Source organism: Ralstonia mannitolilytica (assembly GCF_905397375.1).
In the GTDB taxonomy this organism is placed as follows: domain Bacteria; phylum Pseudomonadota; class Gammaproteobacteria; order Burkholderiales; family Burkholderiaceae; genus Ralstonia; species Ralstonia mannitolilytica.
The window spans coordinates 928,882-950,633 of record NZ_CAJPVG010000001.1 but is presented as its reverse complement, the minus strand read 5'-3'; the positions used below and the strand labels follow the sequence as shown (position 1 = coordinate 950,633).

The following is a 21,752-nucleotide window of genomic DNA, read 5'->3' as shown; positions in this document are numbered from 1 at the left end:
TTACTGCTTCTGCACCGCCACGCTGCCGATCGAATAGCCCGCGCCAAACGAGCAGATCATGCCCAGGTCGCCCGTCTTCAAGTCGGCGCGATGACGGTGGAACGCAATGATCGAGCCGGCCGATGCCGTGTTGGCGAATTCATCCAGAATGACCGGCGCCTCGTCGGCCGAGGCATCGTGCCCAAGCAGGCGCTTGCCGATCAGCTGGTTCATCGCCAGGTTGGCCTGATGCAGCCAGAAGCGCCGCACATCCGCGGGCGCATGGCCGAGCGCCTGCAGATGCGCGGCGATGTGCTCGGCCGCCATCGGGCAGACTTCCTTGAAGACCTTGCGGCCCTCCTGGCGGAAGAGCTGGTCGCGGTCGTCGGGGTTGCGGTCTTCGCTGCGTGAGAGGTAGCCGGCGTTGTTGCGGATGTTGTTGGAAAAGCGCGTCGCACACTGGGTGCCGAGCACACGCCAGGCGTCGGTGGAGCGCGTCTCTTGGGCGCGTTCCACCAGCACGGCCGTGCAGACATCGCCGAAGATGAAATGGCAATCGCGGTCTTTCCAGTCGAGGTGGCCGGAGGTGATCTCGGGGCTCACGACCAGCGCCGCGCGGGCCGTGCCGCTGCGCACCGCGTTGATCGCCTGCTCCAGCCCGAACGTGGCCGACGAACACGCGACGTTCATGTCGAACGCATAGCCGCCCGCGCCAATGCCGTTCTGGATTTCCACGCCCAATGCCGGATACGGCCGCTGGAAGTTCGACGTTGCGCAGATCAGCATGTCGACGTCGGCAGCGTCGCGCCCGGCAGCGGCCAGCGCCTCGCGGGCGGCGGCCACGCCAATTTCTGCCTGCAGCGACAGCACGTCGTCCGGGCGTGGAGCGAGCTTCGGGCGCATGCGCGCCGGGTCCAGCACGCCGGTCTTTTCCACCACGTAGCGCTGGCGGATGCCCGAGGCCTTCTCGATGAATTCGGCGGACGAAGGTTGCAGCGGCGCCAGCTCTCCTGCTGCAATCGCCGCGGCATGCGCGTCGTTGTAGCGCTGCGCGTATGCATTGAACGAGGCGACCAGCTCCTCGTTGGTGATGACCTCCGGCGCAACCCAGAGCCCCGTCCCGCTGATGACAACGTCGTGCATACCCGCTTTTTGTGAAATTTTGGTGGCGGCGACGATAGCACATCGGACCTGCGCGGCGGCCGGTCGCGTCTGGTCGTTTACATCTAACGCCGGGCGCTGCCCTTCCCGTCTCAGTTCAGGCCGTCGGACTATTCATTTTATGCATTACCGGTCATTCAAAGAATAAATTTCAAAAATAGTGCGGGGGCCGCTAATCTGGATCCCCTTCGGTTTTGGCAGACGGCGATGGCGGAGCTCTATCTCGTACGGCATGGACAGGCGTCCTTCGGCGCGGCCGATTATGACCAGCTTTCCGAGCTCGGCCACCAGCAGAGCGTCTGGCTCGGCGAGTACTTCGCGCGGCACGACATCGTATTCGACCGCATCGTCTGCGGGACGCTGCGCCGTCACGAGCAGACCGTCGACGGCATCCTGCGCGGCATGGGCGCGGCCGGCACGGCGTACGAGCAGCATGCCGGCCTGAACGAATACGACTTCCAAGGGCTGTTTGCCGCACTGGGCGAGGACTTTCCCGAGCTGACGAAGCTCGCCTCCGGGTCGATGCGCGACCATTACCGCGCGCTCAAGCAGGTGCTGCATCTGTGGTCGGACGACAAGATCCGCGGGCCGCTGCCCGAGACATGGGCCGCATTCCAGCAGCGCGTGGCCGACGCGCGGGCCGCCATCCAGCGCGGCAGCGGGCAGCGCGTGCTTGCCGTCAGCTCGGGCGGCCCGATTGCCGTGATGGCACAGCAGGTCCTGCAAGCGCCGCCTACGAGCGCCATCGCGCTCAACCTGCAGATCCGCAACAGCAGCGTCTCTCAGTACTTCTTCAATGCGGAATCGTTCCAGCTTGCCACGTTCAACGGCATTCCGCACCTGGACGACCCGCAGCGGCGCGCTTTCCACACTTACGGCTGAACACCTGAACGGCGGCCGACCCGACCACCATTGGAGGAGCACAACATGAGCACCAGCCTGTTCGATCTGACCGGAAAAATCGCGCTCGTCACCGGCGCGAGCCGCGGCATTGGCGAAGAAATCGCCAAGCTGCTCGCCCAGCAAGGCGCCTACGTGATCGTCTCGAGCCGCAAGCTGGCCGACTGCGAGGCCGTGGCCGAGGGCATCCGCGCATCGGGCGGCAAGGCCGAAGCGCTGGCCTGCCACGTCGGGCGCATGGAAGACATCGAGGCGGCCTTCGCGCAGATTCGCAACACGCACGGCCGGCTCGACATCCTGGTCAACAACGCGGCGGCCAACCCCTACTTCGGCCACATTCTCGACACCGACCTCGCGGCCTACGAAAAAACCGTGGAGGTCAACGTGCGCGGCTATTTCTTCATGTCGGTCGAGGCCGGCAAGATGATGCGCGCGCAGGGCGGCGGTGCGATCGTCAACACGGCGTCGGTCAACGCGCTGCGGCCGGGTGACAAGCAAGGCATCTACTCCATCACCAAGGCGGCGGTCGTCAACATGACACGCGCCTTCGCGAAGGAATGCGGGCCGCTGGGCATCCGCGTCAACGCGCTGCTGCCGGGCCTGACCAAGACCAAGTTTGCCGGTGCTCTGTTCGAAGACAAGGCCACGTACGAACGCTGGATCAACGAGATCCCGCTGCGCCGCCATGCCGAGCCCCGCGAGATGGCCGGCACGGTGCTGTATCTCGTCTCCGACGCGGCGAGCTACACCAACGGCGAATGCATCGTCGTCGATGGCGGCATGACGGTCTAAGATGCACGGATTGCACGTGCACCAGGACGCCGCACCATGAATACCGCCATCCAGCGCGCCGACTTCGGCCGCGTGTCCGTCTTCTTTGGCGAGAAGCGCGGGAAGTATCCCGACGGCAACCAGGTCGTCATCCGCGGTGCGGACACACTGGCGGCCTTCGACACGCCGATCGTCTCCAACCACATCGGCCCGGAGTTCGACGCGACGGAACTGGTGGTGATGGGCCACGCGCATGAAGACCACATGGCGGGCCTGCATCGCCTTCCGCACGCCAGCGTGCATGTGAACGAAGCCGACCTGGCTGCAGTGCGCAGCTGGGCGGGCATGGTCGCCCACTACGGCATCGAAGAGGCACAGGCCCCGGCGATGCTGGCGAACATCCAGCGGGATTTCTTCTACGCGCCGCGCCCCGATGCACAAGGCTACACAGATGGCGCCACGTGGGACCTGGGCCGCGCGCAGATCCGCGCGTACCACATGCCGGGGCACACTGCCGGCCATACCGTCCTGGTGGTCGAGCCGGAAGGCGTGGCCTTTATCGGCGACATCGACCTGACCGGCTTCGGCCCTTATTACGGCGATGCCTGCTCCAGCCTGCGCGATTTCCGCCGCAGCCTGGAGCGGCTGCCCGACATTCGGGCCAAGGTGTGGGTGACGTCGCACCACCGCGGCATCTATACCGACCGCGACCATTTCCTGCGCGACCTCGCCGCCTACACCGCCAAGCTCGATGAACGTGAACAGCGCTTGCTGGCGATGCTGCGTTCGTCTCCGAAAACATTGGCGCAACTGGTCGAGCAGCGCCTGCTGTATCCGCCGGGCCACGAGGCCCTGTGGGTGGTGAGCGCCGAGACGCGCACGATCTCGCAGCACTTGGCCGAGCTCGGGCGCGATGGCCGCGTGCGGATGGATGACGAGGGGCGCTATCACGCCAATTGAGGGCCCCGATTGCAGGGGCGCGGCACGCGTGCAACGCATCCTTGCAATCCGCGGGTAACTGTATATATTTACAGTAACTGTAAATTTGTACAGCCCATCATGGACGACCTGATCCGCATCGAAAACGAGTATGACCGCCAGACCGTGGCATGGCTGCGTGAGCGCCTGGGCGATCAAGCCTTGTGCGAAGTCGTGATGCGCATGGGCGGGCGCGGGCGGCCGTATGCGTCGGAGGTGTGCCGCACGCTGAGCCTGACGCCGCCGCCGCGCAAACGCGCAACGCGTGCGCGGCCGCTCAACCGGGCCGTGGGCGAGTCGTATCTCGCGACCATCCGCGCCATCCTGCGCGGGTCAAACCGCCACGCGGCAGTCTAGGCGGCCAGCGTTGCCGCTGTTTCCTCGCGCAGCCACGCCAGCCAGGCGCCGGCAGCGCTGTCGGGAGCAATCGGTGCGTCTGCCAGCAGGCAATATGCGGAGCCATCCCGCCGGAACCCCTCGGGCGCCACGAGGCGGCCGTCCTTGAGGTCGTCGCCGGCCATCAGCTTGGACGCGATCGCAACGCCCTGCCCAGCCAGGGCCGCCTGCAGACTCAGGTAGAAGTGTTCATAGCGCGCCTCGGGCAAGCGGCCGCGTGGGCGCGCGAGCCCGCTGACGCGCCACCAGGTCTGCCAGGCGTCGGGGCGCGTAGCGGTATGCAGCAGACGCCGTCGCGCCACGGTGTCGGTTGACGGCGCGTGCACGGGGCCGATCCATTCGTCGCAGATCGGTGCTGCGTGCACATGCGCGGGCCACGCGAAATCGTTGCGGCGCACCGCCACGTCGACGCCGGTGCGCTTGAAATCAATGGGACCGCCGGCGGCAAACAGATGCACCTGCACGTGCGGGTGCCGTGCCTGGAAGCGCGACAGACGGGGGATCAGCCAGCGCATCGCCAGCGTCGGCTCGCAGGAAACCACCAGCGTGGAAGACGCCGCGCGGCGCGCGATCCGGTCGATGCTATCCGTGAGAATCGAGAACGCATCGGCAGCCGCCGCGCGCAACTGCTCGCCGGCCGGCGTAAGGAAGACGGCACGGTTGCGCCGCGCGAACAGCGCCACGCCCAGCGAGTCTTCCAGAAGCCGTATCTGGCGGCTGACAGCTCCATGCGTGACATGCAGTTCCTGCGCGGCACGTACAAAGCTGCCATGCCGCGCGGCGGCTTCGAACACACGCAAGGTATTGAGCGGCGGAAGTGCCATCTGTGAGTTTTCATCACTGAAATACGGCATCATAAATCGATTTTCAGCGATCACCGGCGCGGCCAGAATCTGCGCATCCCGACTCTGCGCAGGCTGCCCAACATGGCCGAACTCGTTGCCGTTGCCGTCATCACACTTCTGGCCGTCATCAGCCCGGGCGCCGACTTCGCCATGGTCACGCGCAACAGCCTGCTGTACGGCCGCCGTGCCGGCGTGCTGTGCGCGCTTGGCATTGCGCTCGGCGTGCAGGTGCACGTGTTCTATACGATGTTCGGTGTGGGGCTGCTGATTGCCCATGCGCCGGCACTGCTCCATGGCATCAAGCTGGTGGGCGCCGCCTATCTGGTGTGGATCGGCTGGAAGACGCTGTCTGCCACGGCACCCTTGCCCGGCGAAAATTCAGCCGGGCCTGCGGCGCCTCGTGCGCTGTCCACTGCGGCGGCCCTGCGCCTGGGCTTTTTCACCAACGCGCTGAACCCCAAAACGACGCTCTTCGTCGTCAGCACATACACGCAGTTGGTTCACCCAGGCACGCCGCTGGCCGCGCAGTTCGGCTACGGGCTGTTCATGTCGACGGCGCATGCGGCGTGGTTTGCGCTGGTCGCTACGGTGTTTGCCTCTGGCGCGTTGCGGCGCTCCCTCGTGGCACGGCAGCGGACCGTGGATCGCATCATCGGCATGATCCTCATCGGGCTCGGGTTGGCGCTTGGCCTGGCGCGGCTCGCCTGACGCCGCACCCAGCGTGGGCGCATTGCGACGCCCACTCCACCCGCTGCGCACGCCGCGATTGAGCCTGGCAGCCCGTTGCTCTACCTTGGAAAGACCAGCGATCGCTCGCCGCGCTCCGGCGCGCGGTCGCTTTCTGGTTGGCTTCCACGGGGCGATTCATGCTGCATACGCTTTCCAGGCTGTGGTGGGTGCTCGCGCTGCGCGGCATGTGTGCGCTGCTGATCGGCGTTGGCGCGTTTGTCGTGCCGGCGGCCACGCTCGCGGCGCTGGTGCTGGCGTTTGGCGCGTATGCGCTGGTCGAAGGGTGTCTGCTGCTGGCCACGTCGTTTGGCAGCCACACACCATCGCATGACCGCTGGCCGCTGGTGCTGCAGGGGCTCCTTGGCGTGGCGGTCGGTGTGCTGACGCTGATCCACCCTGCCGTGACGGCGCTGGGCCTGTTGCTGTACATCGCCGCATGGCTGCTTGCGCAGGGTGTACTGCAGATCGTCGTGGCAGTGCGCCTGCGTGAAGAACTCGCCGGCGAGTGGTGGCTGATCCTGGGCGGCATCGCGAGCGTGCTGCTGGCCGGCTGGCTGCTGTGGGGGCCCGAGGCCGGCGTGCTGGCCGTGTTGTGGTGGATCGGCGCATGGGCCATCGTGTGGGGCATCGCGCTGATCCTGGCCGCGCTGCGGGTGCGCAACTGGGGACGCAGCGGATCCGCACGGGCGTTTGCATGACGCCGCGCCCGTCATGTCTGCGCCCTTCCGAGACCGCCTTGACGCCGGCCGGCAATTGGCCGATGCACTGGCCTCGCTCAAGCTGGGCGAGCCGCGCGTCGTGCTGGCGCTGCCCCGTGGCGGCGTGCCCGTCGGCCACGCGATCGCGCGGGCCGTGCAAGCGGTGCTCGGCGTGCTGCTCGTGCGCAAACTCGGGGCGCCGTTGCAGCCGGAACTGGCGCTCGGGGCGCTGGCAGACTGCGGCGCCGGGATGCCGCCCCACGTGGAATGGAATACCGCCCTGCTCCGCACCCTCGCGCCGACGCAAGCGTACCTGGACGCCGTGACGACGCAGGAGCTGGCCGAGATGGAGCGCCGGCGCGCACGCTACGGCGTCACGCCGACGCCCTTGGCGGGCGCGACGGTCATCGTCACGGACGATGGCGTTGCCACCGGCGCGACGGTGCGCGCGGCGCTTGGCGCCGTACGGGTCGCACGCCCCGCACGGCTGGCGCTGGCCGTGCCGGTCGCGCCCGACACCACATGGCAAGCGCTGCGCGCCGAAGTCGATGACGGCGTTTGCCTGATCGCGGCGCCCGACCCGAGCTTTCAGGCCGTCGGCCAGTACTACCGCAATTTCGACCAGACCGAAGACAGTGAAGTGATCGCGCTGCTGGCCGATGCGCGGCAGCGCAACCACTGAGGTTCAGTGCGGATTCAGGCGGCCTGCAGGCGCTTGCGCTCGATGTCCGGCAGGAACACCGTCAGCAGGCCGATCAGCGGCAGGAACGAGCACAGGTGATAGACGTAGTAGATGTCAGTCGCATCGGCCAGCTTGCCGAGCACGGCCGCGCCAATGCCGCCCAGCCCGAACGCAAACCCGAAGAACAGGCCGGACACCATCCCCACCTTGCCCGGGATCAGCTCCTGCGCATACACGAGGATGGCCGAGAACGCCGAGGCCAGCACCAGCCCGATGATCACCGTCAGCACGGCCGTCCAGAACAGGTTGGCGTACGGCAGCAGCAGCGTGAACGGCGCCACACCCAGGATCGACACCCAGATCACCAGCTTGCGGCCGACGCGGTCGCCGATGGGGCCGCCCACGATCGTGCCCACCGCCACCGAGAACAGGAAGAGGAACAGGAACAGCTGCGACGTCTGCGCCGACAGCTGGAACTTGGTGATCAGGTAGAACGTGTAATAGCTGTTCAGGCTGGCGAGGTAGAAGTACTTGGAGAACAGCAGCACCACCAGCAGCGTCATCGCAAACGCCACCTGCCCCCCCGACAGCTTCACGGCCGCATGCGCGCGCGCACCCGCCTTGCGGCCATGGCCAGCCGCACGCTCGCGCTTGTACCAGCCGCCCACGTGGTACAGCACAAAGATGGCGACGAGCGCCGCAATCGAGAACCACGCCAGGCTGTGCTGCCCATACGGCATGATGATGAGCGCGGCCAGCAGCGGCCCCATCGCGCTGCCCACGTTGCCGCCCACCTGGAACAGCGACTGCGCCAGCCCGTGCCGCCCGCCCGACGCCATGCGCGCCACGCGCGACGACTCCGGGTGGAAGATCGACGAACCCGTGCCCACCAGCGCCGCCGCCAGCAGCAGCATCCCGAAGTTGGGCGCCATCGACATCAGCAGCAGCCCCACCAGCGTGAAGCCCATGCCCACCGCCAGCGAATACGGCTTCGGGTGCTTGTCGGTATACAACCCGACCATCGGCTGCAGCAGCGATGCCGTGATCTGGTACACGAGCGTGATCAGACCGATATGGGCGAAGTCGAGCTGGAAGTTGCTCTTGAGCAGCGGATAGATCGCCAGGATCAACGACTGCATCATGTCGTTGAGGAAGTGCGCGAAGCTGATGGCGCCGATCACGCCAAAGCCGGTCTTGTCAGCCTGCGCGGAGGCGGCTGTGCCGTTTGCGGTGGTTTGCATGATGGATGTGCGGTGAAGAGTGGAAGCGAGACGGCAACGAGGCGTTGCGACCTCGAATCTTGCGCCTAAACGGTGCAGGCGCGTTACCGCACATTCGACAATGATTAGCGCGAACCGGACAATTTATTGTCGGAGCAGAAGCGTCAGGCCTACGCACGCCGTCTGCTCCGCCAGCACACCGATCGCCCGTAAACCCGCGCCACGCTTGCCTCGGCAGACAGCCAGCCTGTTAGCCGTTTTCGCACACGGGGCTACTCCGTTCGGAGCATGGCCCGTCAGGAGACGCTTTCTATACTCGCCAGCATGGAGCGCTGCACGACGCGTCATGCGCCAGTGCCGACGCCAAGACGGAACCGCTGCGCACGCACATGCCCGCACGGGACTCCGCAAACCGAGCCCGTGACCGGCACGCCACGATGCCGTACATCGGCCACCATGGGAGGGGAGCCATGATGATCCTGCTAACGGGAACGCTTTGCCGCGCGATGGGAGACCTCTTCTATCAGGCCTTGCTCGACGACCGCGTCGTCTGCTGCTTCGTGACCTCTGAAGCGGTGGATGTCACGGGCAGCGGCATGCGCCCTGCCCCCGCGGCATCCTTCCCGTGTACCGACCCTCGGCTCGCTGACGTCTCTCGGTCAGCGGGTTATTGCGCGCCCCTCGTCCCGTAGGGCGCGCCCTTTTCTGCCGATGCCGTCAGCGCGGGGGCGCTGGCGCATCACCCTCTATCGTGCGGATCAGCCGATCAGCCCGGCCTCGGTCAGCTCGCGCTTCAGGTAGGCGTACAAGACAGGCGCGGCAATCACGCCGCCCACGCCAAACACCGCCTCCATCAGGATCAGCGCCAGGATCAGCTCCCAGGCCCGCGCATCGATGCGGCTGCCGATGATGCGTGCGTTCACGAAGTACTCGAGCTTGTGCACCACCACCAGGAAGATCAGCGATGCCACCGCCAGCTCGAGAGACGCCGTCACACTCATCACCACCACGGCGGTGTTCGAGATCAGGTTGCCCGCCACCGGGATCAGCCCTGCGACAAAGGTCAGCAGGACCAGCGACTTGGAATACGGCACGTGCTGCCCGAACAGCGGCACCGCGCCGAGCAGATAGACCGCCGCGAGCGCAGTGTTCAGCGCGGAAATTTTCACCTGCGCAAAGACTACGGCGTCAAAGGCCTCCGCCAGCCGGGCAAGCCGGGTCATCAGCGCGGCCGCAAGCGGCTTGTGGCGCGCCGGGTCGGGCGTGTCCGACCACGCCACCATGGCGCCCAGGATGAGGCCCACGAGCGTCAGCGCACTCGCCCGCAGCCCGTCGATGCCGAGGGTCGATACCTGGTGGCCGTGCTCCTTGAGCATCTCGACCAGGCGTGTGCGCAGCTCCGTCACCGACAGCGGCACATAGTCCGCCACCGCTGCGGGCAGCGATTCCCGCAGGTTGTCGAGCACGTCGGCCACACGCGTGAGCATGCCCTCCAGCCCATGCCCGTGTTCCACCAGGCGACCGATTCCAAGGCCCAGTCCGGCAAGGATGAGCGCTGCCATCAGGACCACGCCGATCACCGCGATGGCCTTCGCCCGCTTTGACACCGCATGCCGCGCGCGCAGCCGGGCTTCAAGCTTGCGCGCAAGCGAATACACCAGGAAGCCCGCAATGGCCGCCGGCAGCAGGTGCAGCCATAGCACCGCCGCAATCATGGCCGCCACCAGCGCGTAGCTGACGGCATCAATGGTGCGGGTATGGGCGTGGGGCGGAAGCATCGTCATGAAAACAGGCCGGCAGCAATGTTGATGGAGAGCGCGAGGATGCTCGTATTGAAAAAGAACGACAGCAGTGATTGCCCAAGCACCGCTCGGCGCATGGCCCGCGAGCGGATACCGATGTCGGCCGTCTGGCTGGCAACGGCGATCGTGAAGGAGAAGTACAAAAAGTCCCAGTAATTCGGCTCAAGTTCGCGGTCGGGAAACAGCAGCGGCGGCTGATGCGGCGTCCGGTAATACAGATGCGCGTAGTGCACGGTGAACATCATCGGCACCATCAGCCATGCGCCGACCACCGTCACGCCGGTCAGCGCGTAATGCGACGCCTGCGCCTGCCCCGCTGACTTTGCCGTCGCCAGCTCAAACGCAATGGCCACCATGCTGGCGACCACGCCAAGACATACCACGGCCAAGACCGCGGCCGCGCGCTCGTCTTCGCGCCGGGCCACCGCCCGGATGCGGCGCGGATCGGCGCGCAGCATCATCACCGAAATCAGGATCAGATACGACCACACGGCGACATCCCAACCGAGCAGCATGCGTGCCAGCCAGCCTTGCGCGGGCAGCATCGCACCGGCTACGGCGCCCAGCGCGAGCGCCGTGAGCAGACGCGGCCGGGTCGCGGCAAACCGGGAGATTTCAGAAGACGGGTCTTGCGGGTTCACGTGACCTCTCGCGCGCGTTCATGCGGTGTTTGCAGCCGGCACGGCGCCGGCCGATGAGGCGACATGGTAGCCGCTTCAGCCGCACATCAGGAGGGCGCGAGCATCGACGCAAACGAGCGGTTGCAGCGTTCCTGGAGGCGCTCGTGCGTATTGAGCTGGTCTGCCGTGACGGTCGCGTCCGGGTAGACCCGACACATGCCGATCAGGGCGGTCTGCAGCGAGCTCTGTGAGCCGGCCTGGAACTGGAAGCGTTCGAGCACGGTGTCATCGGCGTCACGCACGGTGATCTGGAACGGGCCTGGCGTGACGGTGGCGCAGCCCGCCAGCAAGGCGGCGGCCACAGCCAGGGCGATGTGTGGCAACAAGCGAATCGCAGGGCGTGAACGGATCATCATGGGGTCCTGATTACGATGGTAGTCAGACGCGGCCCGGGCGGCCGGGTTCGCAATCACCATGCAAGCGGGCCGCCAAACAAAAACGCCCGCTGGAAGCGGGCGTTCTTGCTGTAGGAGCCGGGCTCAGGCCACGGCGCCGTCGGTGTACGGGTTGAACTTGTCACCGACCTTGGCACCTTCGGTGTACGTGTCGAACTTGCCGGCACGGGCGAGCGCGCCTTCCGTGTACGGATCGAACTTGCTGCCGGCCTTGGCGCCTTCGGTGTAGGTGTCGAACTTGCCGGTGCGGGCCAGGGCGCCCTGGGTGTACGGGTCGAACTTGTCGCCGACCTTGGCGCCTTCGGTGTACGGGTCGAACTTGCTGCCAGCCTTGGCGCCGTCCGAGTACACGTCAAAACGCTGGCCCACCTGCGAGGCGCCTTGCGTGTACACGTCAAACTTGTCTGCCGCCAGGGCGGGCACGCTGGCCAGGGCCATCAGGGCGGCGGTCAGGGCGACGATCGGGGTGCGTTGGGCGTTCATGATGTCTTCTCCAAGAGGGGGCGCAGCGCGTCGGGCAGTGTCTGATATCCGGACTTTTTCGCTGCGGCGCCGCATTCGATGAAGCCATCGTAGGCGAGCCTGTTGCGACAATAAATGTCGCGACAGGCAATTTATTGTTGCGATATGTGAAATTGCGGGAAAACCCGCATCAACACTGGTTTAGCGGCCTGCGGCAAGGGATCATCCGCGAATTTGCGCAAACAGAAGATGTGACTTTTTCGCTGAAAGTCAGCGTTGTGCGATGGGCGAACGCGAGGAGCGGGCTGTTTTTTTCGCGTTGCGCAATGGCACCGCGGCGCACGGACCGCAACGTCCGGAGACACTCGCACACAGGCTGGGGGCGCACACCTGTGTCACACTGCGCGACATTCTGCGCCGTGCACGCTCGCCGGCCGCTTCATGCTCGCCTTTGGACCGACCGACGATGAAACGCCTCCTCCTGGCCATGACTGTTCTGGGCGCCGCACTGCTCTCGGGCTGCGGTGTCGTTGCCGCGCCGTGCCGCGTGGCTTCGGCGGGGCTCAAGATGGTGCCGCTGGTCGGTCACGTGGCCGCCGCGCCGACGGATGCGTGCGCGGACATCATTGACTAGGCGGCGGATCTTCCAGCGTGCGCTGCATCAGCAGGCAGTCGAGCCAGCGCCCGAACTTGTAACCCACCGCCTGCAGCACGCCCACCTCGCGAAAGCCGCAGCGCGCGTGCAGCCTGGCCGAGCCCGCATTCTCAAGGCCGCCGCCCACGACGGCCACCATCTGCTTGAAACCGCGCGCCTGGCATTCTGCGATGAGCGCCTGTAGCAGCAACGTCCCCACGCCCCGCCCCTGCGCGTCGGTGTGCAGGTAGATCGAATCCTCCACCGTGTGGCGATACGCGGGCCGCGCGCGATGAGGGCCGGCGTAGGCATAGCCAAGCACCTCCCCGCCGGCCGCCTCGGCGACGATGTACGGCATGCCGGCATGGTGCAGCGTCTGATAGCGGCGCGTCATCTCGGCCGCGTCGGGCGGATCGATCTCGAAGCTCGCCGTGCCGGTGCGAACGTGATGCGCGTAGATGGCGACGATGGCGGGCAGATCGGCCGTGGTGGCGGTGCGGATCCGGATGGCGCCGTTGTGCGCGGCGGGGGAAACGTCGGAGGGCTGTGCAGGGGACATGACAATCGGCAGGTGCGCGAAAACCTGCATTGTCGCGCCAAATTCGTCCCAACCCCACGAGACCCGGCACGACACGGCGACATGGCTATCGGGCAGCGCCGGAATGCGGTAACTTGGCGGACGCACTTGCCTTTGCCGCGCGCCCTCCCCGTCATGCACGACCTGTTCCCCCTGATCGCCGAATACGGCGCGTTTGCCGTGTTCCTCAATGTGCTGCTGACGCAGGCCGGCGCGCCGCTGCCCGCCGTGCCGACATTGCTGGTGGCCGGGGCGCTCACGTTTCAAGGGCCGCTGTACCTGATCGAACTGGCGCCGGCGGCCGTCTCGGGCGCGCTGCTCGGCGACGGGCTGTGGTACTTCGCCGGCAGGCGTTACGGACGGCATGTGATGGCGCTGCTGTGCCGCGTGTCGTTGTCGCCCGATTCGTGCGTGCGGCGCACGCGCACGCAGTTCGAGCGCTGGGGTGCGCCGTTGCTGCTGGTGTCGAAGTTCATTCCGGGGCTGTCGACGGTGTCGTCCGCGCTGCTGGGCACGATGCGCACGCCGTTCAGCACGTTCGCGCTGTACAACCTGGCCGGCTCGGCGGTGTGGGCGGTGATCTGGCTGATGCTCGGGCGCATCGCGCATGACAGTATCGATCAGGCGCTGCGGCAGCTCGACATCCTGGGCACGCGTGCGATCGTGCTGATCGTCGTGCTGGCAGCGATCTACGTGGCGGTGCGCTGGCTGCAGCGCTGGCGTTTTCGCAAGATGCTGGAGATGGTGCGCATCTCTCCGGATGAGTTGCATGCGCTGATCGAATCGGGCGCCGCGCCGGTCATCATCGACGTGCGGGCCGACAGCTCGCGCCAGCTGCAGCCGCAGCGCATTCCCGGTGCGATGCTGTACGACATGTCGAGCAACGACCATCCCATCGAGATCGACGGCCCCGATCGCGAGATCATCGTCTACTGCGCGTGCCCCAATGAGGCGTCTGCCGTCATGCTGGCGCGCACGCTGATGAGCCGCGGCTTCAAGCGCGTGCGGCCGCTGCACGGCGGCATCGATGCGTGGGTCGAGCGCGGATACGGCGTGGAGCACGTGGTCTCGGTGTCGCCCGCCACGCTGCAGACGGCCGAAGCTCGCGCATGAGCTTGCGGACCAGGCCACCCTTGGTCAACCCATCAAAACGCGACCGGCAAAAACAAAAAGCGCACCTCGTCAGTGCGCTTTCCCGTAAGTACGGCAAACATGCGATGCGCCAGCCCCCCGGCTCGGACACACCGCATCGGTCCGTTATGCATCCGCCGTGGGCGGATGTGGCGAAGTGATCCCCGTTTGATCCCGTCTTCGCCGGTCGGACTTGACCCCCTTGTTATTCTTTCCAACGCTCCCGGCCGCTGTTCATCCATGGATGCACGACCGGCTCGCGTTGTGATTTCCCGCCCTTCTTTCTGCTTTGTCGCCTTGCGGCCGGCCGTTGGTACGGCACTTCATAGCGGTAACGGCAGGAGCGCGTAAAACTTTAGGCAAACGTATCGATCGCGCCATCGTGGGCGGACGCGCGCCGCGGCACCGTCGCCACCGTGTCCGAACGCTCGGGCGTGGCGCCGCTGCCGAACCGGCTGCCGTTGCCCCCGTTACCCGAACCATTGCCTTGCGCCGACGACCCCTGCGAGGCGCCCTGCTGCTGGCTGAAGTCTCCCGTGCTGACGGACGTCTGCGCGAGTTGCATCCCACCCTGGTGCATGGCATCGCGCAGGCGCGGCATGGCGTCTTGCACAAGTTCGGCGACGGCCTGGTGCTGGCACACGAAGCTGGCGTTCACCGCCCCGTTGTCGACTTCCAGCTTGACATGCAGACCGCCCAGCTCGGCCGGGTTCAGTTGCAGTTCCGCCGAGGACTGGCGGTGCACCTGCATGAACGCGAGCTGACTTGCCATGGTGTGCGGCCAGGCTGCATCGCCAAAGGTGGGCAGTGCGTGCGCTTGCGCCGGCGTGATCGACGCAGCCGCGGCGGCACCGGTGGCGCCCGCACCGCCGACGGCAAAGGTCGGAGCGGCAGCGCTGGCGTCGCCATGGGCGCGCGTCAGGATGCCCTCGAACTGCGCGCCTGCACCGGATGTATCGGCTTGCGTGCCTGCGCTGTCGGCGCCGGTACCGTTACCGCCGGTGCGATTGGTGACATCGGCCACGCTGGCGGCGGTTGACCCGGCGGCGCCATGCGCGCTTGCGTCGCTGCGGCGCGGCAGGCCATGTTCGGCGCCTGCGTTCTGGGCCTGTGACGTGCTGCCCAGTTGGCGCACGCCGGGCGGCGTGTTGTCGCCGACGGCGCGTGTGCGGGCCAGTGTCTGTGCGAGCGCATGGCCGTCGGGCAATGCAGCAGTGGGCGCGGTGGGCGCATTGGACACGGCCGTCGCGTTCGCGCTGGCATCGTTGGGCGCCTGTGCCGCCGCCTGGGACGCCGCTGCGTCAGTATCCGCGCCTTGCGTGTTGGTGGCAGCCGCGTTCAGCGCGGCGAGCGTGGCGGCATCGTTCGTGGCCGGTTTGCCTGCCGGCTGCGTCATCGCGTCGGCATGGGCGTCGCTAGCCGAGGGCGCCGCGGTGGGCGACGCCGGCACCTGCGCGGCAGCTGCCTGCTGCGCGGCCTGGCGGGCGGCTTCGATCTGGGCGGCCAGTTGCGCGGCCGGGTCGACAACGGTCTGCTGCGCAGCGGTGTCGAGATCCTCGGCAGCCGCGGGCTTGGCGTTGGGCACATTAGCGGTGCTGCTGGCGGGCGTGGTTTCAACCTGCGCGCCCGGGGTGCGTTCCACCGGTCCGGCATCCTGGTCGTCACGCGCAGCGTTGGCGCGGGCAGCATCCTTGCGCGCGATATCGGCGCGTCGGCCGGCGTCATCGGCGGCGGACTGCGCCGTCGCGCGGCGGCGCTCGGCTTCCTGCGTCACGCGATCCGACAGCAGGTTGCCGAACGTATCGGCGCCGGACGACGCGGCCGATGCCTTGGCGGCAGGCGCGTTGCCGGCCGAAAGCATGGCGCCCAGGTCTTTGACAGCGGCGTTGGGGGTGGCACTCAAGCCCACGGGAACTCCGTCTTCACGTTCGGTGATTCAGTTTCAGTTGCCGCCCTGCGCAGCGCGCATGCGGATCAGTTTGGCGGCGTGCTCGTCGTTTTCGCGCTGCGCGCGACGCTCCTGGTGCAGGCGCTGCTCTTCGAGATGGCGCTGCCGCAGTACATCGAACGACTGCTCACGGCGCTGCTTCTCGAGCCAGTTCGCGCGGCTCGCTTCAAGCTGGCGCTCCAGCGCGCTGATAGTGCCCTTCTGCTGATGCACCGCGCTGCCGAGCCGATCGATGAACGCGGCGTAGTTGCGCAGGCGCGTGGCATCGATGCCGCCCTCGGCCGTTGCCAGCATCTGCTGGTGGTAGTTCAGGCGATAGTCAGCCAGCAGGGCCAGCTTTTGCGTGGCGGCCTCGCGCGTGTTCATCAGGCGCCCGACTTCCTGGGTGGCTTTCTCGGTGTCCTTTTGGGCCAGTTCCAGCACGGTTTCGAGGCGGAACGGCGCAGTTCCAGTGGTCATCCTTCAACCTCCTGCTTTCCATGACATGAATCCATCGGCCGGTGGCCCGCGGCCTTGAGCCCGGGCTTGCACAACGCTGGCAGCTTCACAGTGTCAAGCGCCGGGCTCATGCGAGCACCCCCAGCATCTTCTGCAGCGTGTGCTCGCGGCTTTCGTTCTCGAACATGCCCTGCTGCAGGAAGGCTTCCATGTCGGGGTAGCGGGCGATGGCCTGGTCGGTGACCGGGTCGCTGCCGCGCGCATACGCACCGACGGCAATCAGGTCGCGGTTGCGCTGGTAGCGTGCATAGAGCTGCTTGAAGCGGCGGGCCGCGTCGAGCTCCTCGCGCGGCACGATGGCCGACATCACGCGGCTGATCGACTGTTCGATGTCGATGGCCGGGTAGTGGCCCTGCTCCGCCAGCTTGCGCGAGAGCACGAAGTGGCCGTCCAGAATGGCGCGCGCCGCATCGGCAATCGGATCCTGCTGGTCATCGCCTTCGGCCAGCACGGTGTAGAACGCGGTGATGGAGCCGCCGCGGCCGTTGGCATCGACCATGCCGTTGCCGGCACGCTCAACCAGCGCCGGCAGCTTGGCAAAGGCCGAGGGCGGATAGCCCTTGGTGGCCGGCGGCTCGCCGATGGCCAGGGCGATTTCGCGCTGGGCCATCGCATAACGCGTGAGCGAATCGACGATCAGCAGCACGTTGCAGCCGCGGTCGCGGAAGTATTCGGCAATCGTGTGGGCGTAAGCGGCGCCCTGCAGGCGCATCAGCGGCGAGGTGTCGGCCGGCGCAGCCACCACGGCCGAACGTGCCAGGCCTTCGTCGCCAAGAATCTCGTCGATGAATTCCTTCACTTCGCGGCCGCGCTCGCCGATCAGGCCCACTACCACCACGTCGGCCTGCGTGTAGCGGGCCATCATGCCCAGCAGCACGCTCTTGCCCACGCCGGAGCCGGCAAACAGGCCCAGGCGCTGGCCCTGGCCAACGGTGAGCAGACCATTGATGGCGCGCACGCCCACGTCGAGCACATGCTCGATCGGCTTGCGCTTGAGCGGGTTCAGCGGCGCGGGGTTCAGCGTACCCCAGGCGAGTTCTTCATGCGTGCCGAGCGGCCCCTTGCCATCGAGCGGCTCGCCGTTGGCATCGACCACGCGGCCGAGCAGGCGTGGGCCGACGGGCAGGAACTTGCTATGCGAAATCGTCGGGTCGGCGGCGTCTGCGGGCAGGCGCTGCGGCTCCAGCGGGAAAACGCGCGCGCCGGGCACCACGCCCACCAGATCGGTTTGCGGCATCAGGAAGGCGCGCTCTTCGGCAAACCCGACCACTTCGGCCAGCACGTGGCGGCCATGCGGCAACTCCACGCGGCAGGCACTGCCGACCGGCAGCTTCAGGCCGACGGCCTCCATGACGAGCCCCGCCACGCGCGTGAGCTTGCCGCACGTCACCACCGGGCGCGCCAGGCGGGCACGCTGCGCGGTCTGGCGCAGATGCGTCTGCCACAGCCGCACATGGGCGTTGTTGGCGGCAGGCTGGTCCGATGGCTGCACGGTCTCAGGCGACATGGAGCGCGCCTCCGGCCACGCGTTCGGCTTCGATACGCTCGCTGGCAAGCCAGGCGGTGTCGCGGGCGAGCGCGCGGGTCAGTTCCGCCCACCGCGTCTGCAGCGTGGCATCGGTTTCGCCAAAGCGGGTCTGCACACGGCAGCCGCCGCGCTCGATCGCGGCATCCACGATGAGGGTCCAGCCCGCGGCGTCCAGTTCGGCGCCCAGCGTCTGACGGATCAGCTCTGCATCGTCCGCATGCACGCGCAGCATGGCCGGTGCCGGTGCGGTGGACGCATCGCCCAGGACCTCGCGCACCAGCGGCAGGATGCGCTCGGGCTGCGCATGCAGCGCGCCGCGCACGAACTGCTGCGCAAGCTGCAGCGCCAGGTCGACGAGTTCCTGGGCCACGCTGCCGTTCAGCTCGTCCACGGCTTCACGCACCGATTGCATGAGCGCGGCGATCTGCCTGGCGTCTTCTTCGCCCTGGCGGCGGCCCTGCTCAAAGCCATCCTGAAAGCCTTGTGCAAAGCCGTCGCGCCGGCCCTCGTCGCGGGCGTTGGCGAGTTCGGCATCGAGCGCGGCCTGCCATTCCTCTTCGGAAATGGGCGGCTCTTCCGGCTCGGGCGGGGGCGGGGGCGGTGCCGCCTCAAGCGCTGCCCGCTCCGCCTCACGCACGAAGTCGGTCGGCTCCCAAGGCTGGTACTCGACCAGCGTGTCGCGCGGAATGATCGGCGGGCGCGGCATCTCAGCGCTCCGTCAGCACATGGCGGCCGGCGTGCTCAGACATAAGCGTCCTCCGCCTTGCGGCCGATGGTGATCTCGCCTTCGTCGGCCAGGCGGCGCGCAATGACGAGGATTTCCTTCTGCTGCGCCTCCACCTCCGACACCTTGACGGGGCCCAGCACTTCCAGCTCTTCCTTGAGCATCATGCCGGCGCGCTGCGACATGTTGGCGAACACCTTGTCGCGGAACTCCTGCTTGGCACCCTTGAGCGCGACCACCAGCATCTCCTGGCCGACTTCGCGCAGCAGCGTCTGCAGGCTGCGGTTGTCCAGGTCGATGAGGTTGTCGAAGACGAACATCTTCTCGACGATGGCGTCGGCCAGCTCGGGGTCGCGCGAACGCACGCCCTCGATCACGGAAGACTCCACCGCGCTCGGCACCAGGTTGAGGATTTCCGCCGCCGTGAGCACGCCGCCCATCGCACTCTTCTTGCGATGGTCGTTGCCCTGCAGCAGCTTGGTCAGCACGTCGTTCAGCTCGCGCAGGGCGCTGGGCTGGATGCCGTCGAGCGTGGCGATGCGCAGGATCGTGTCGTTGCGCAGGCGCTCGGTGAAATAGGTCAGGATCTCCGATGCCTGGTCGCGGTCCAGGTGCACGAGGATGGTCGCAATGATCTGCGGGTGCTCGTTTCGGATCAGCTCCGCCACCGACGATGCATCCATCCACTTCAGGCCTTCGATGCCGCTGGTATCGCCGCCCGAGAGGATGCGGTCGATGATGTTGGCGGCGCGATCGTCGCCCAGGGCCTTGCGGAAGACGGTGCGGATGTACTCGTTGGAATCGACGTCCAGCGGCAGGTCTTCGGCTTCGACGAAGAACGCGTCAAAGGCGTCGAGGACACGGTCGCGCGACACGTTCTTCAGCGCTGCCATGGTCGCGCCGAGCTTCTGCACCTCGCGCGGGCCCAGGTGCTTGAGCACCTCGGCGGCTTCGTTTTCACCCAGCGACATCAGCAGGATGGCGCTGCGTTGGAGTCCTTCGGCGCTCATTCGTTACTCACCCATTGCTTGATGACGGCCGCGACCGCGCGCGGGTTGCTCTGCGCGACGCGGCGCATGGTCTCGAGCTTCTTCTCGAAGTCGGCATTCTTGAGCTGCGGCAGGCTCTCGGGCACATCCTCGCCGTCTTCGGCATTGGCTGCCGGGCCTTCGAGCTCGGGCCCGGCGGGTGCCGCGGCGCCCGTGATGATCGGCGCGTTGGGGTCTTCGCCTTCGCGACCAACGAAGGTAGGCGTGACGGGCTCCTCCTTCTTGCCGATCGAGCGGATCAGCGGCCGGATCACCGCGAACACCAGGATCAGGAAGCCGATGGCAAGCGCCCCGTACTTCGCGGCCTGGATGCCGTACTGGATCATCTCCGGCTGCTTCCAGAGCGGCAGGTCGTCCTTGGCCGCCGGCAGCGTGCCCGAGAACTGGCTGTTGACCACGTTGACGGAATCACCGCGCTTGGCGTCAAAACCCACGGCATCCTTGACCAGCGCGTTGAGCTTGGTCATCTCGGCTTCGGTCAGCGGCTTCCAGGTCTTGCCGTCGACGCGATAGTTGACCACCACGGCCACCGACAGGCGGCGCACGGTACCCACCGCGGCGCGCGTGCGACGCACGGTCTTGTCGACTTCGTAGTTGGTCGTCGTGTCGCGCGTACTGGATGTCACGCCGTTGGAGGTGGCCGCATTCGCGTTGGCGGCGGCCGGCTGCTGCGGCTGGCCGTTCGGACCGGTGGCTCCGGGCTGCGAAGCCGATGCCGGTGCGGGCGCGGTCGGCAGCATGCGCGGCGCGGTCGGCGGCTGGTTCGACAGCGCGCCGGGCACGCCGCCCTGGGCGTCGGCCTTGTTCTGCGTCGATTCTGCGGTATGCGTGCTGCGCACGGCGGCCGTCGCCGGATCCTGGTTCGGCCGGTACGTTTCCGCCATCTGCTCGGTGCTGTCGAGGTCGACGTCGGCCGTCACCTGCGCGCGCACGTTGTCTTCACCCACCACCGGGCCGAGGATGGCTTCGATGCGCTTGATGTAGCCCTGCTCGATCTCGCGCACGTAGTTCAGCTGCGTCGGGTCGAGCCCCGAGGCGTTGTCCTGGAAGGCGGTGGAAAGCAGGCGGCCCGACTGGTCGACCACGGTCACGTTGGCCAGCGGCAGGTTCGGCACGCTGCTCGAAACGAGGTGGCCTATCGCCTGCACCTGCGAGCGGTCGAGCATGCGGCCCGGATACAGCTTGAGCAGCACCGACGCGCTCGGCTTGGCCTGCTCGCGCACAAAAACGGACGGCTTGGACAGCGCCAGGTGCACGCGGGCGGACTGCACCTCCTGCATGGCCTGGATGGTGCGGGCCAGTTCGCCCTCGAGGGCGCGCTGGTAATTGACCTGCTCGGCAAACTGGCTGGTGCCGAACTTCTGGTTTTCCATCAGCTCGAAGCCAGCCAGGCCGCCCTTGGGCAGCCCCTGCGACGCCAGCTTCAGGCGCGTCTCGTGCACGTTAGCTTCGGGCACCATGATGGCGGTGCCGCCATCGGCAAAGCGGTACGGCACGTTCATCTGCTGCAGCGCGGCGATGATGGCCCCGCCATCGCTGTCGCTCACGTTGCTGAACAGGACACGGTAGTCGGGCGCGCGGCTCCACAGCATTGCGGCAGCGATCACGGCCACCAGCGCGGCGCCGCCGATCATCATGAGCAGACGCGGCGACAGACGGCCGAGCGGACCGAGAGCGCCAAGCGCGCCCGCGTTCTGGCGCGCTATCGCGCCATGGCCCCCCGCCGGCATATCGACCGTACCGAGCGTGTCGGCGACAGCAACCGAATCGGCTGTCGTTGGCATCCAAAATCTCCTGACTGACTGCGTTACAGCGGCTGCGCCGAACAACGGGCAGAACTCCGTGATTGGCATTATCGGCAGCCGCTGTGCAAACAAATCGCCAAGAAGAAGGCCTTTTCCCTCTCATTTGGGCGCTTGGAACGGCGCACCCCGCTGCTACCTTTGCTGCACCGTGGCGCAATGG

The 21,752-nt window shown here is 67.0% G+C and carries 23 protein-coding genes; 9 read left to right on the top strand and 14 right to left on the bottom strand.

Translation table 11 applies throughout. The features are described 5' to 3' along the window. The gene (locus KHN96_RS04245) at positions 1-1,122 is read right to left on the bottom strand and encodes a beta-ketoacyl-ACP synthase III (RefSeq protein ID WP_045218626.1); all 1,122 of its coding nucleotides are present in this window, start codon (positions 1,120-1,122) and stop codon (positions 1-3) included. A 225-nt stretch (positions 1,123-1,347) separates the two neighbouring features. Between KHN96_RS04245 and KHN96_RS04240 the strand changes: the two genes are divergently transcribed. The 4 genes from KHN96_RS04240 to KHN96_RS04225 all read left to right on the top strand — a co-directional run bounded on the left by KHN96_RS04240 (position 1,348) and on the right by KHN96_RS04225 (position 4,146). Further along, positions 1,348-2,022 (top strand): histidine phosphatase family protein, encoded by a 675-nt coding sequence (locus KHN96_RS04240; protein WP_045218629.1) that lies wholly within the window; start codon positions 1,348-1,350, stop codon positions 2,020-2,022. A gap of 45 nt (positions 2,023-2,067) precedes the next feature. After that, a complete protein-coding gene (locus KHN96_RS04235; RefSeq protein WP_045218631.1) occupies positions 2,068-2,832 on the top strand; it encodes an SDR family oxidoreductase in 765 nt (254 codons plus the stop codon). A gap of 36 nt (positions 2,833-2,868) precedes the next feature. Next, entirely contained in the window at positions 2,869-3,771 is a 903-nt protein-coding gene (locus KHN96_RS04230) for an MBL fold metallo-hydrolase (protein WP_062738114.1), read from the top strand. Positions 3,772-3,870: 99 nt separating this feature from the next. After that, entirely contained in the window at positions 3,871-4,146 is a 276-nt protein-coding gene (locus KHN96_RS04225; RefSeq protein WP_062738113.1) for a CppA family protein, read from the top strand. Here KHN96_RS04225 and KHN96_RS04220 read toward each other — a convergent pair. Next, positions 4,143-5,009, bottom strand: a complete 867-nt coding sequence (locus KHN96_RS04220; RefSeq protein ID WP_062738258.1) for a LysR substrate-binding domain-containing protein — start codon at positions 5,007-5,009, stop codon at positions 4,143-4,145. The genes KHN96_RS04225 and KHN96_RS04220 overlap by 4 nt on opposite strands. 102 nt (positions 5,010-5,111) lie before the next feature. Between KHN96_RS04220 and KHN96_RS04215 the strand changes: the two genes are divergently transcribed. From KHN96_RS04215 to KHN96_RS04205, 3 genes are all read left to right on the top strand, one after another. After that, positions 5,112-5,738, top strand: a complete 627-nt coding sequence (locus KHN96_RS04215; RefSeq protein WP_062738112.1) for a LysE family transporter — start codon at positions 5,112-5,114, stop codon at positions 5,736-5,738. A gap of 158 nt (positions 5,739-5,896) precedes the next feature. Further along, positions 5,897-6,457 (top strand): HdeD family acid-resistance protein, encoded by a 561-nt coding sequence (locus tag KHN96_RS04210; protein WP_045218639.1) that lies wholly within the window; start codon positions 5,897-5,899, stop codon positions 6,455-6,457. Between the two features lie 13 nt (positions 6,458-6,470). Beyond that, positions 6,471-7,139 (top strand): phosphoribosyltransferase, encoded by a 669-nt coding sequence (locus tag KHN96_RS04205; RefSeq protein ID WP_045218641.1) that lies wholly within the window; start codon positions 6,471-6,473, stop codon positions 7,137-7,139. A 14-nt stretch (positions 7,140-7,153) separates the two neighbouring features. Here KHN96_RS04205 and KHN96_RS04200 read toward each other — a convergent pair whose 3' ends face one another. The 5 genes from KHN96_RS04200 to KHN96_RS04180 form a co-directional block, all read right to left on the bottom strand. Then, positions 7,154-8,380, bottom strand: a complete 1,227-nt coding sequence (locus KHN96_RS04200) for an MFS transporter (RefSeq protein ID WP_045218644.1) — start codon at positions 8,378-8,380, stop codon at positions 7,154-7,156. A gap of 737 nt (positions 8,381-9,117) precedes the next feature. Then, positions 9,118-10,143, bottom strand: coding sequence for an AI-2E family transporter (locus tag KHN96_RS04195; protein WP_062738111.1), 1,026 nt, complete (start codon positions 10,141-10,143; stop codon positions 9,118-9,120). Next, the gene (locus tag KHN96_RS04190) at positions 10,140-10,802 is read right to left on the bottom strand and encodes a DUF1345 domain-containing protein (RefSeq protein WP_045218648.1); all 663 of its coding nucleotides are present in this window, start codon (positions 10,800-10,802) and stop codon (positions 10,140-10,142) included. The genes KHN96_RS04195 and KHN96_RS04190 overlap by 4 nt, the downstream gene beginning before the upstream one ends. Positions 10,803-10,888: 86 nt before the next feature. Then, positions 10,889-11,194, bottom strand: a complete 306-nt coding sequence (locus tag KHN96_RS04185) for a hypothetical protein (RefSeq protein ID WP_045220289.1) — start codon at positions 11,192-11,194, stop codon at positions 10,889-10,891. 126 nt (positions 11,195-11,320) lie between these two features. Further along, a complete protein-coding gene (locus KHN96_RS04180; protein WP_062738110.1) occupies positions 11,321-11,719 on the bottom strand; it encodes a hypothetical protein in 399 nt (132 codons plus the stop codon). Positions 11,720-12,164: 445 nt separating this feature from the next. Here KHN96_RS04180 and KHN96_RS04175 point away from each other — a divergent pair, with 445 nt between their 5' ends. Further along, positions 12,165-12,332, top strand: coding sequence for a DUF6726 family protein (locus KHN96_RS04175; RefSeq protein ID WP_164491372.1), 168 nt, complete (start codon positions 12,165-12,167; stop codon positions 12,330-12,332). Here the strand turns inward: KHN96_RS04175 and KHN96_RS04170 are convergent. Continuing rightward, positions 12,322-12,891, bottom strand: a complete 570-nt coding sequence (locus KHN96_RS04170) for a GNAT family N-acetyltransferase (protein ID WP_062738256.1) — start codon at positions 12,889-12,891, stop codon at positions 12,322-12,324. The two genes, KHN96_RS04175 and KHN96_RS04170, sit on opposite strands and share 11 nt — an antisense overlap. Positions 12,892-13,044: 153 nt before the next feature. Between KHN96_RS04170 and KHN96_RS04165 the strand changes: the two genes are divergently transcribed. Further along, entirely contained in the window at positions 13,045-14,022 is a 978-nt protein-coding gene (locus KHN96_RS04165) for a DedA family protein/thiosulfate sulfurtransferase GlpE (RefSeq protein WP_062738109.1), read from the top strand. Between the two features lie 373 nt (positions 14,023-14,395). Here KHN96_RS04165 and KHN96_RS04160 read toward each other — a convergent pair whose 3' ends face one another. The 6 genes from KHN96_RS04160 to fliF form a co-directional block, all read right to left on the bottom strand. Beyond that, positions 14,396-15,949, bottom strand: coding sequence for a flagellar hook-length control protein FliK (locus KHN96_RS04160; protein WP_062738108.1), 1,554 nt, complete (start codon positions 15,947-15,949; stop codon positions 14,396-14,398). Between the two features lie 33 nt (positions 15,950-15,982). After that, the gene (gene fliJ, locus KHN96_RS04155) at positions 15,983-16,447 is read right to left on the bottom strand and encodes a flagellar export protein FliJ (RefSeq protein WP_045218654.1); all 465 of its coding nucleotides are present in this window, start codon (positions 16,445-16,447) and stop codon (positions 15,983-15,985) included. Between the two features lie 106 nt (positions 16,448-16,553). After that, the gene (gene fliI, locus KHN96_RS04150; protein ID WP_045218656.1) at positions 16,554-17,993 is read right to left on the bottom strand and encodes a flagellar protein export ATPase FliI; all 1,440 of its coding nucleotides are present in this window, start codon (positions 17,991-17,993) and stop codon (positions 16,554-16,556) included. Then, complete coding sequence (gene fliH, locus KHN96_RS04145) at positions 17,983-18,720, bottom strand: flagellar assembly protein FliH (protein WP_045218657.1); 738 nt, start codon at positions 18,718-18,720, stop codon at positions 17,983-17,985. The genes fliI and fliH overlap by 11 nt, the downstream gene beginning before the upstream one ends. A gap of 35 nt (positions 18,721-18,755) precedes the next feature. After that, on the bottom strand, positions 18,756-19,748 hold the full coding sequence (gene fliG / locus KHN96_RS04140; RefSeq protein WP_045218659.1) for a flagellar motor switch protein FliG: 993 nt from the start codon (positions 19,746-19,748) through the stop codon (positions 18,756-18,758). Next, positions 19,745-21,571 carry a flagellar basal-body MS-ring/collar protein FliF gene (gene fliF / locus KHN96_RS04135; RefSeq protein ID WP_062738107.1) on the bottom strand — a complete coding sequence of 609 codons (1,827 nt, stop codon included), beginning with the start codon at positions 21,569-21,571 and terminating at the stop codon, positions 19,745-19,747. The genes fliG and fliF overlap by 4 nt, the downstream gene beginning before the upstream one ends. Between the last annotated feature and the right edge of the window lie 181 nt (positions 21,572-21,752).

Coding starts and splice junctions, on each gene's coding strand:
- KHN96_RS04165 (WP_062738109.1), top strand. CDS start 13,045: ATGCACGACCTGTTCCCCCTGATCGCCGAATACGGCGCGTTTGCCGTG.
- fliF (WP_062738107.1), bottom strand. CDS start 21,571: ATGCCAACGACAGCCGATTCGGTTGCTGTCGCCGACACGCTCGGTACG.
- KHN96_RS04185 (WP_045220289.1), bottom strand. CDS start 11,194: ATGATCCGTTCACGCCCTGCGATTCGCTTGTTGCCACACATCGCCCTG.
- KHN96_RS04230 (WP_062738114.1), top strand. CDS start 2,869: ATGAATACCGCCATCCAGCGCGCCGACTTCGGCCGCGTGTCCGTCTTC.
- KHN96_RS04170 (WP_062738256.1), bottom strand. CDS start 12,891: ATGTCCCCTGCACAGCCCTCCGACGTTTCCCCCGCCGCGCACAACGGC.
- KHN96_RS04200 (WP_045218644.1), bottom strand. CDS start 8,380: ATGCAAACCACCGCAAACGGCACAGCCGCCTCCGCGCAGGCTGACAAG.
- fliJ (WP_045218654.1), bottom strand. CDS start 16,447: ATGACCACTGGAACTGCGCCGTTCCGCCTCGAAACCGTGCTGGAACTG.
- KHN96_RS04175 (WP_164491372.1), top strand. CDS start 12,165: ATGAAACGCCTCCTCCTGGCCATGACTGTTCTGGGCGCCGCACTGCTC.
- fliI (WP_045218656.1), bottom strand. CDS start 17,993: ATGTCGCCTGAGACCGTGCAGCCATCGGACCAGCCTGCCGCCAACAAC.
- KHN96_RS04205 (WP_045218641.1), top strand. CDS start 6,471: ATGTCTGCGCCCTTCCGAGACCGCCTTGACGCCGGCCGGCAATTGGCC.
- KHN96_RS04225 (WP_062738113.1), top strand. CDS start 3,871: ATGGACGACCTGATCCGCATCGAAAACGAGTATGACCGCCAGACCGTG.
- KHN96_RS04195 (WP_062738111.1), bottom strand. CDS start 10,143: ATGACGATGCTTCCGCCCCACGCCCATACCCGCACCATTGATGCCGTC.
- fliH (WP_045218657.1), bottom strand. CDS start 18,720: ATGCCGCGCCCGCCGATCATTCCGCGCGACACGCTGGTCGAGTACCAG.
- KHN96_RS04215 (WP_062738112.1), top strand. CDS start 5,112: ATGGCCGAACTCGTTGCCGTTGCCGTCATCACACTTCTGGCCGTCATC.
- KHN96_RS04180 (WP_062738110.1), bottom strand. CDS start 11,719: ATGAACGCCCAACGCACCCCGATCGTCGCCCTGACCGCCGCCCTGATG.
- KHN96_RS04235 (WP_045218631.1), top strand. CDS start 2,068: ATGAGCACCAGCCTGTTCGATCTGACCGGAAAAATCGCGCTCGTCACC.
- KHN96_RS04240 (WP_045218629.1), top strand. CDS start 1,348: ATGGCGGAGCTCTATCTCGTACGGCATGGACAGGCGTCCTTCGGCGCG.
- KHN96_RS04220 (WP_062738258.1), bottom strand. CDS start 5,009: ATGGCACTTCCGCCGCTCAATACCTTGCGTGTGTTCGAAGCCGCCGCG.
- KHN96_RS04210 (WP_045218639.1), top strand. CDS start 5,897: ATGCTGCATACGCTTTCCAGGCTGTGGTGGGTGCTCGCGCTGCGCGGC.
- KHN96_RS04245 (WP_045218626.1), bottom strand. CDS start 1,122: ATGCACGACGTTGTCATCAGCGGGACGGGGCTCTGGGTTGCGCCGGAG.
- fliG (WP_045218659.1), bottom strand. CDS start 19,748: ATGAGCGCCGAAGGACTCCAACGCAGCGCCATCCTGCTGATGTCGCTG.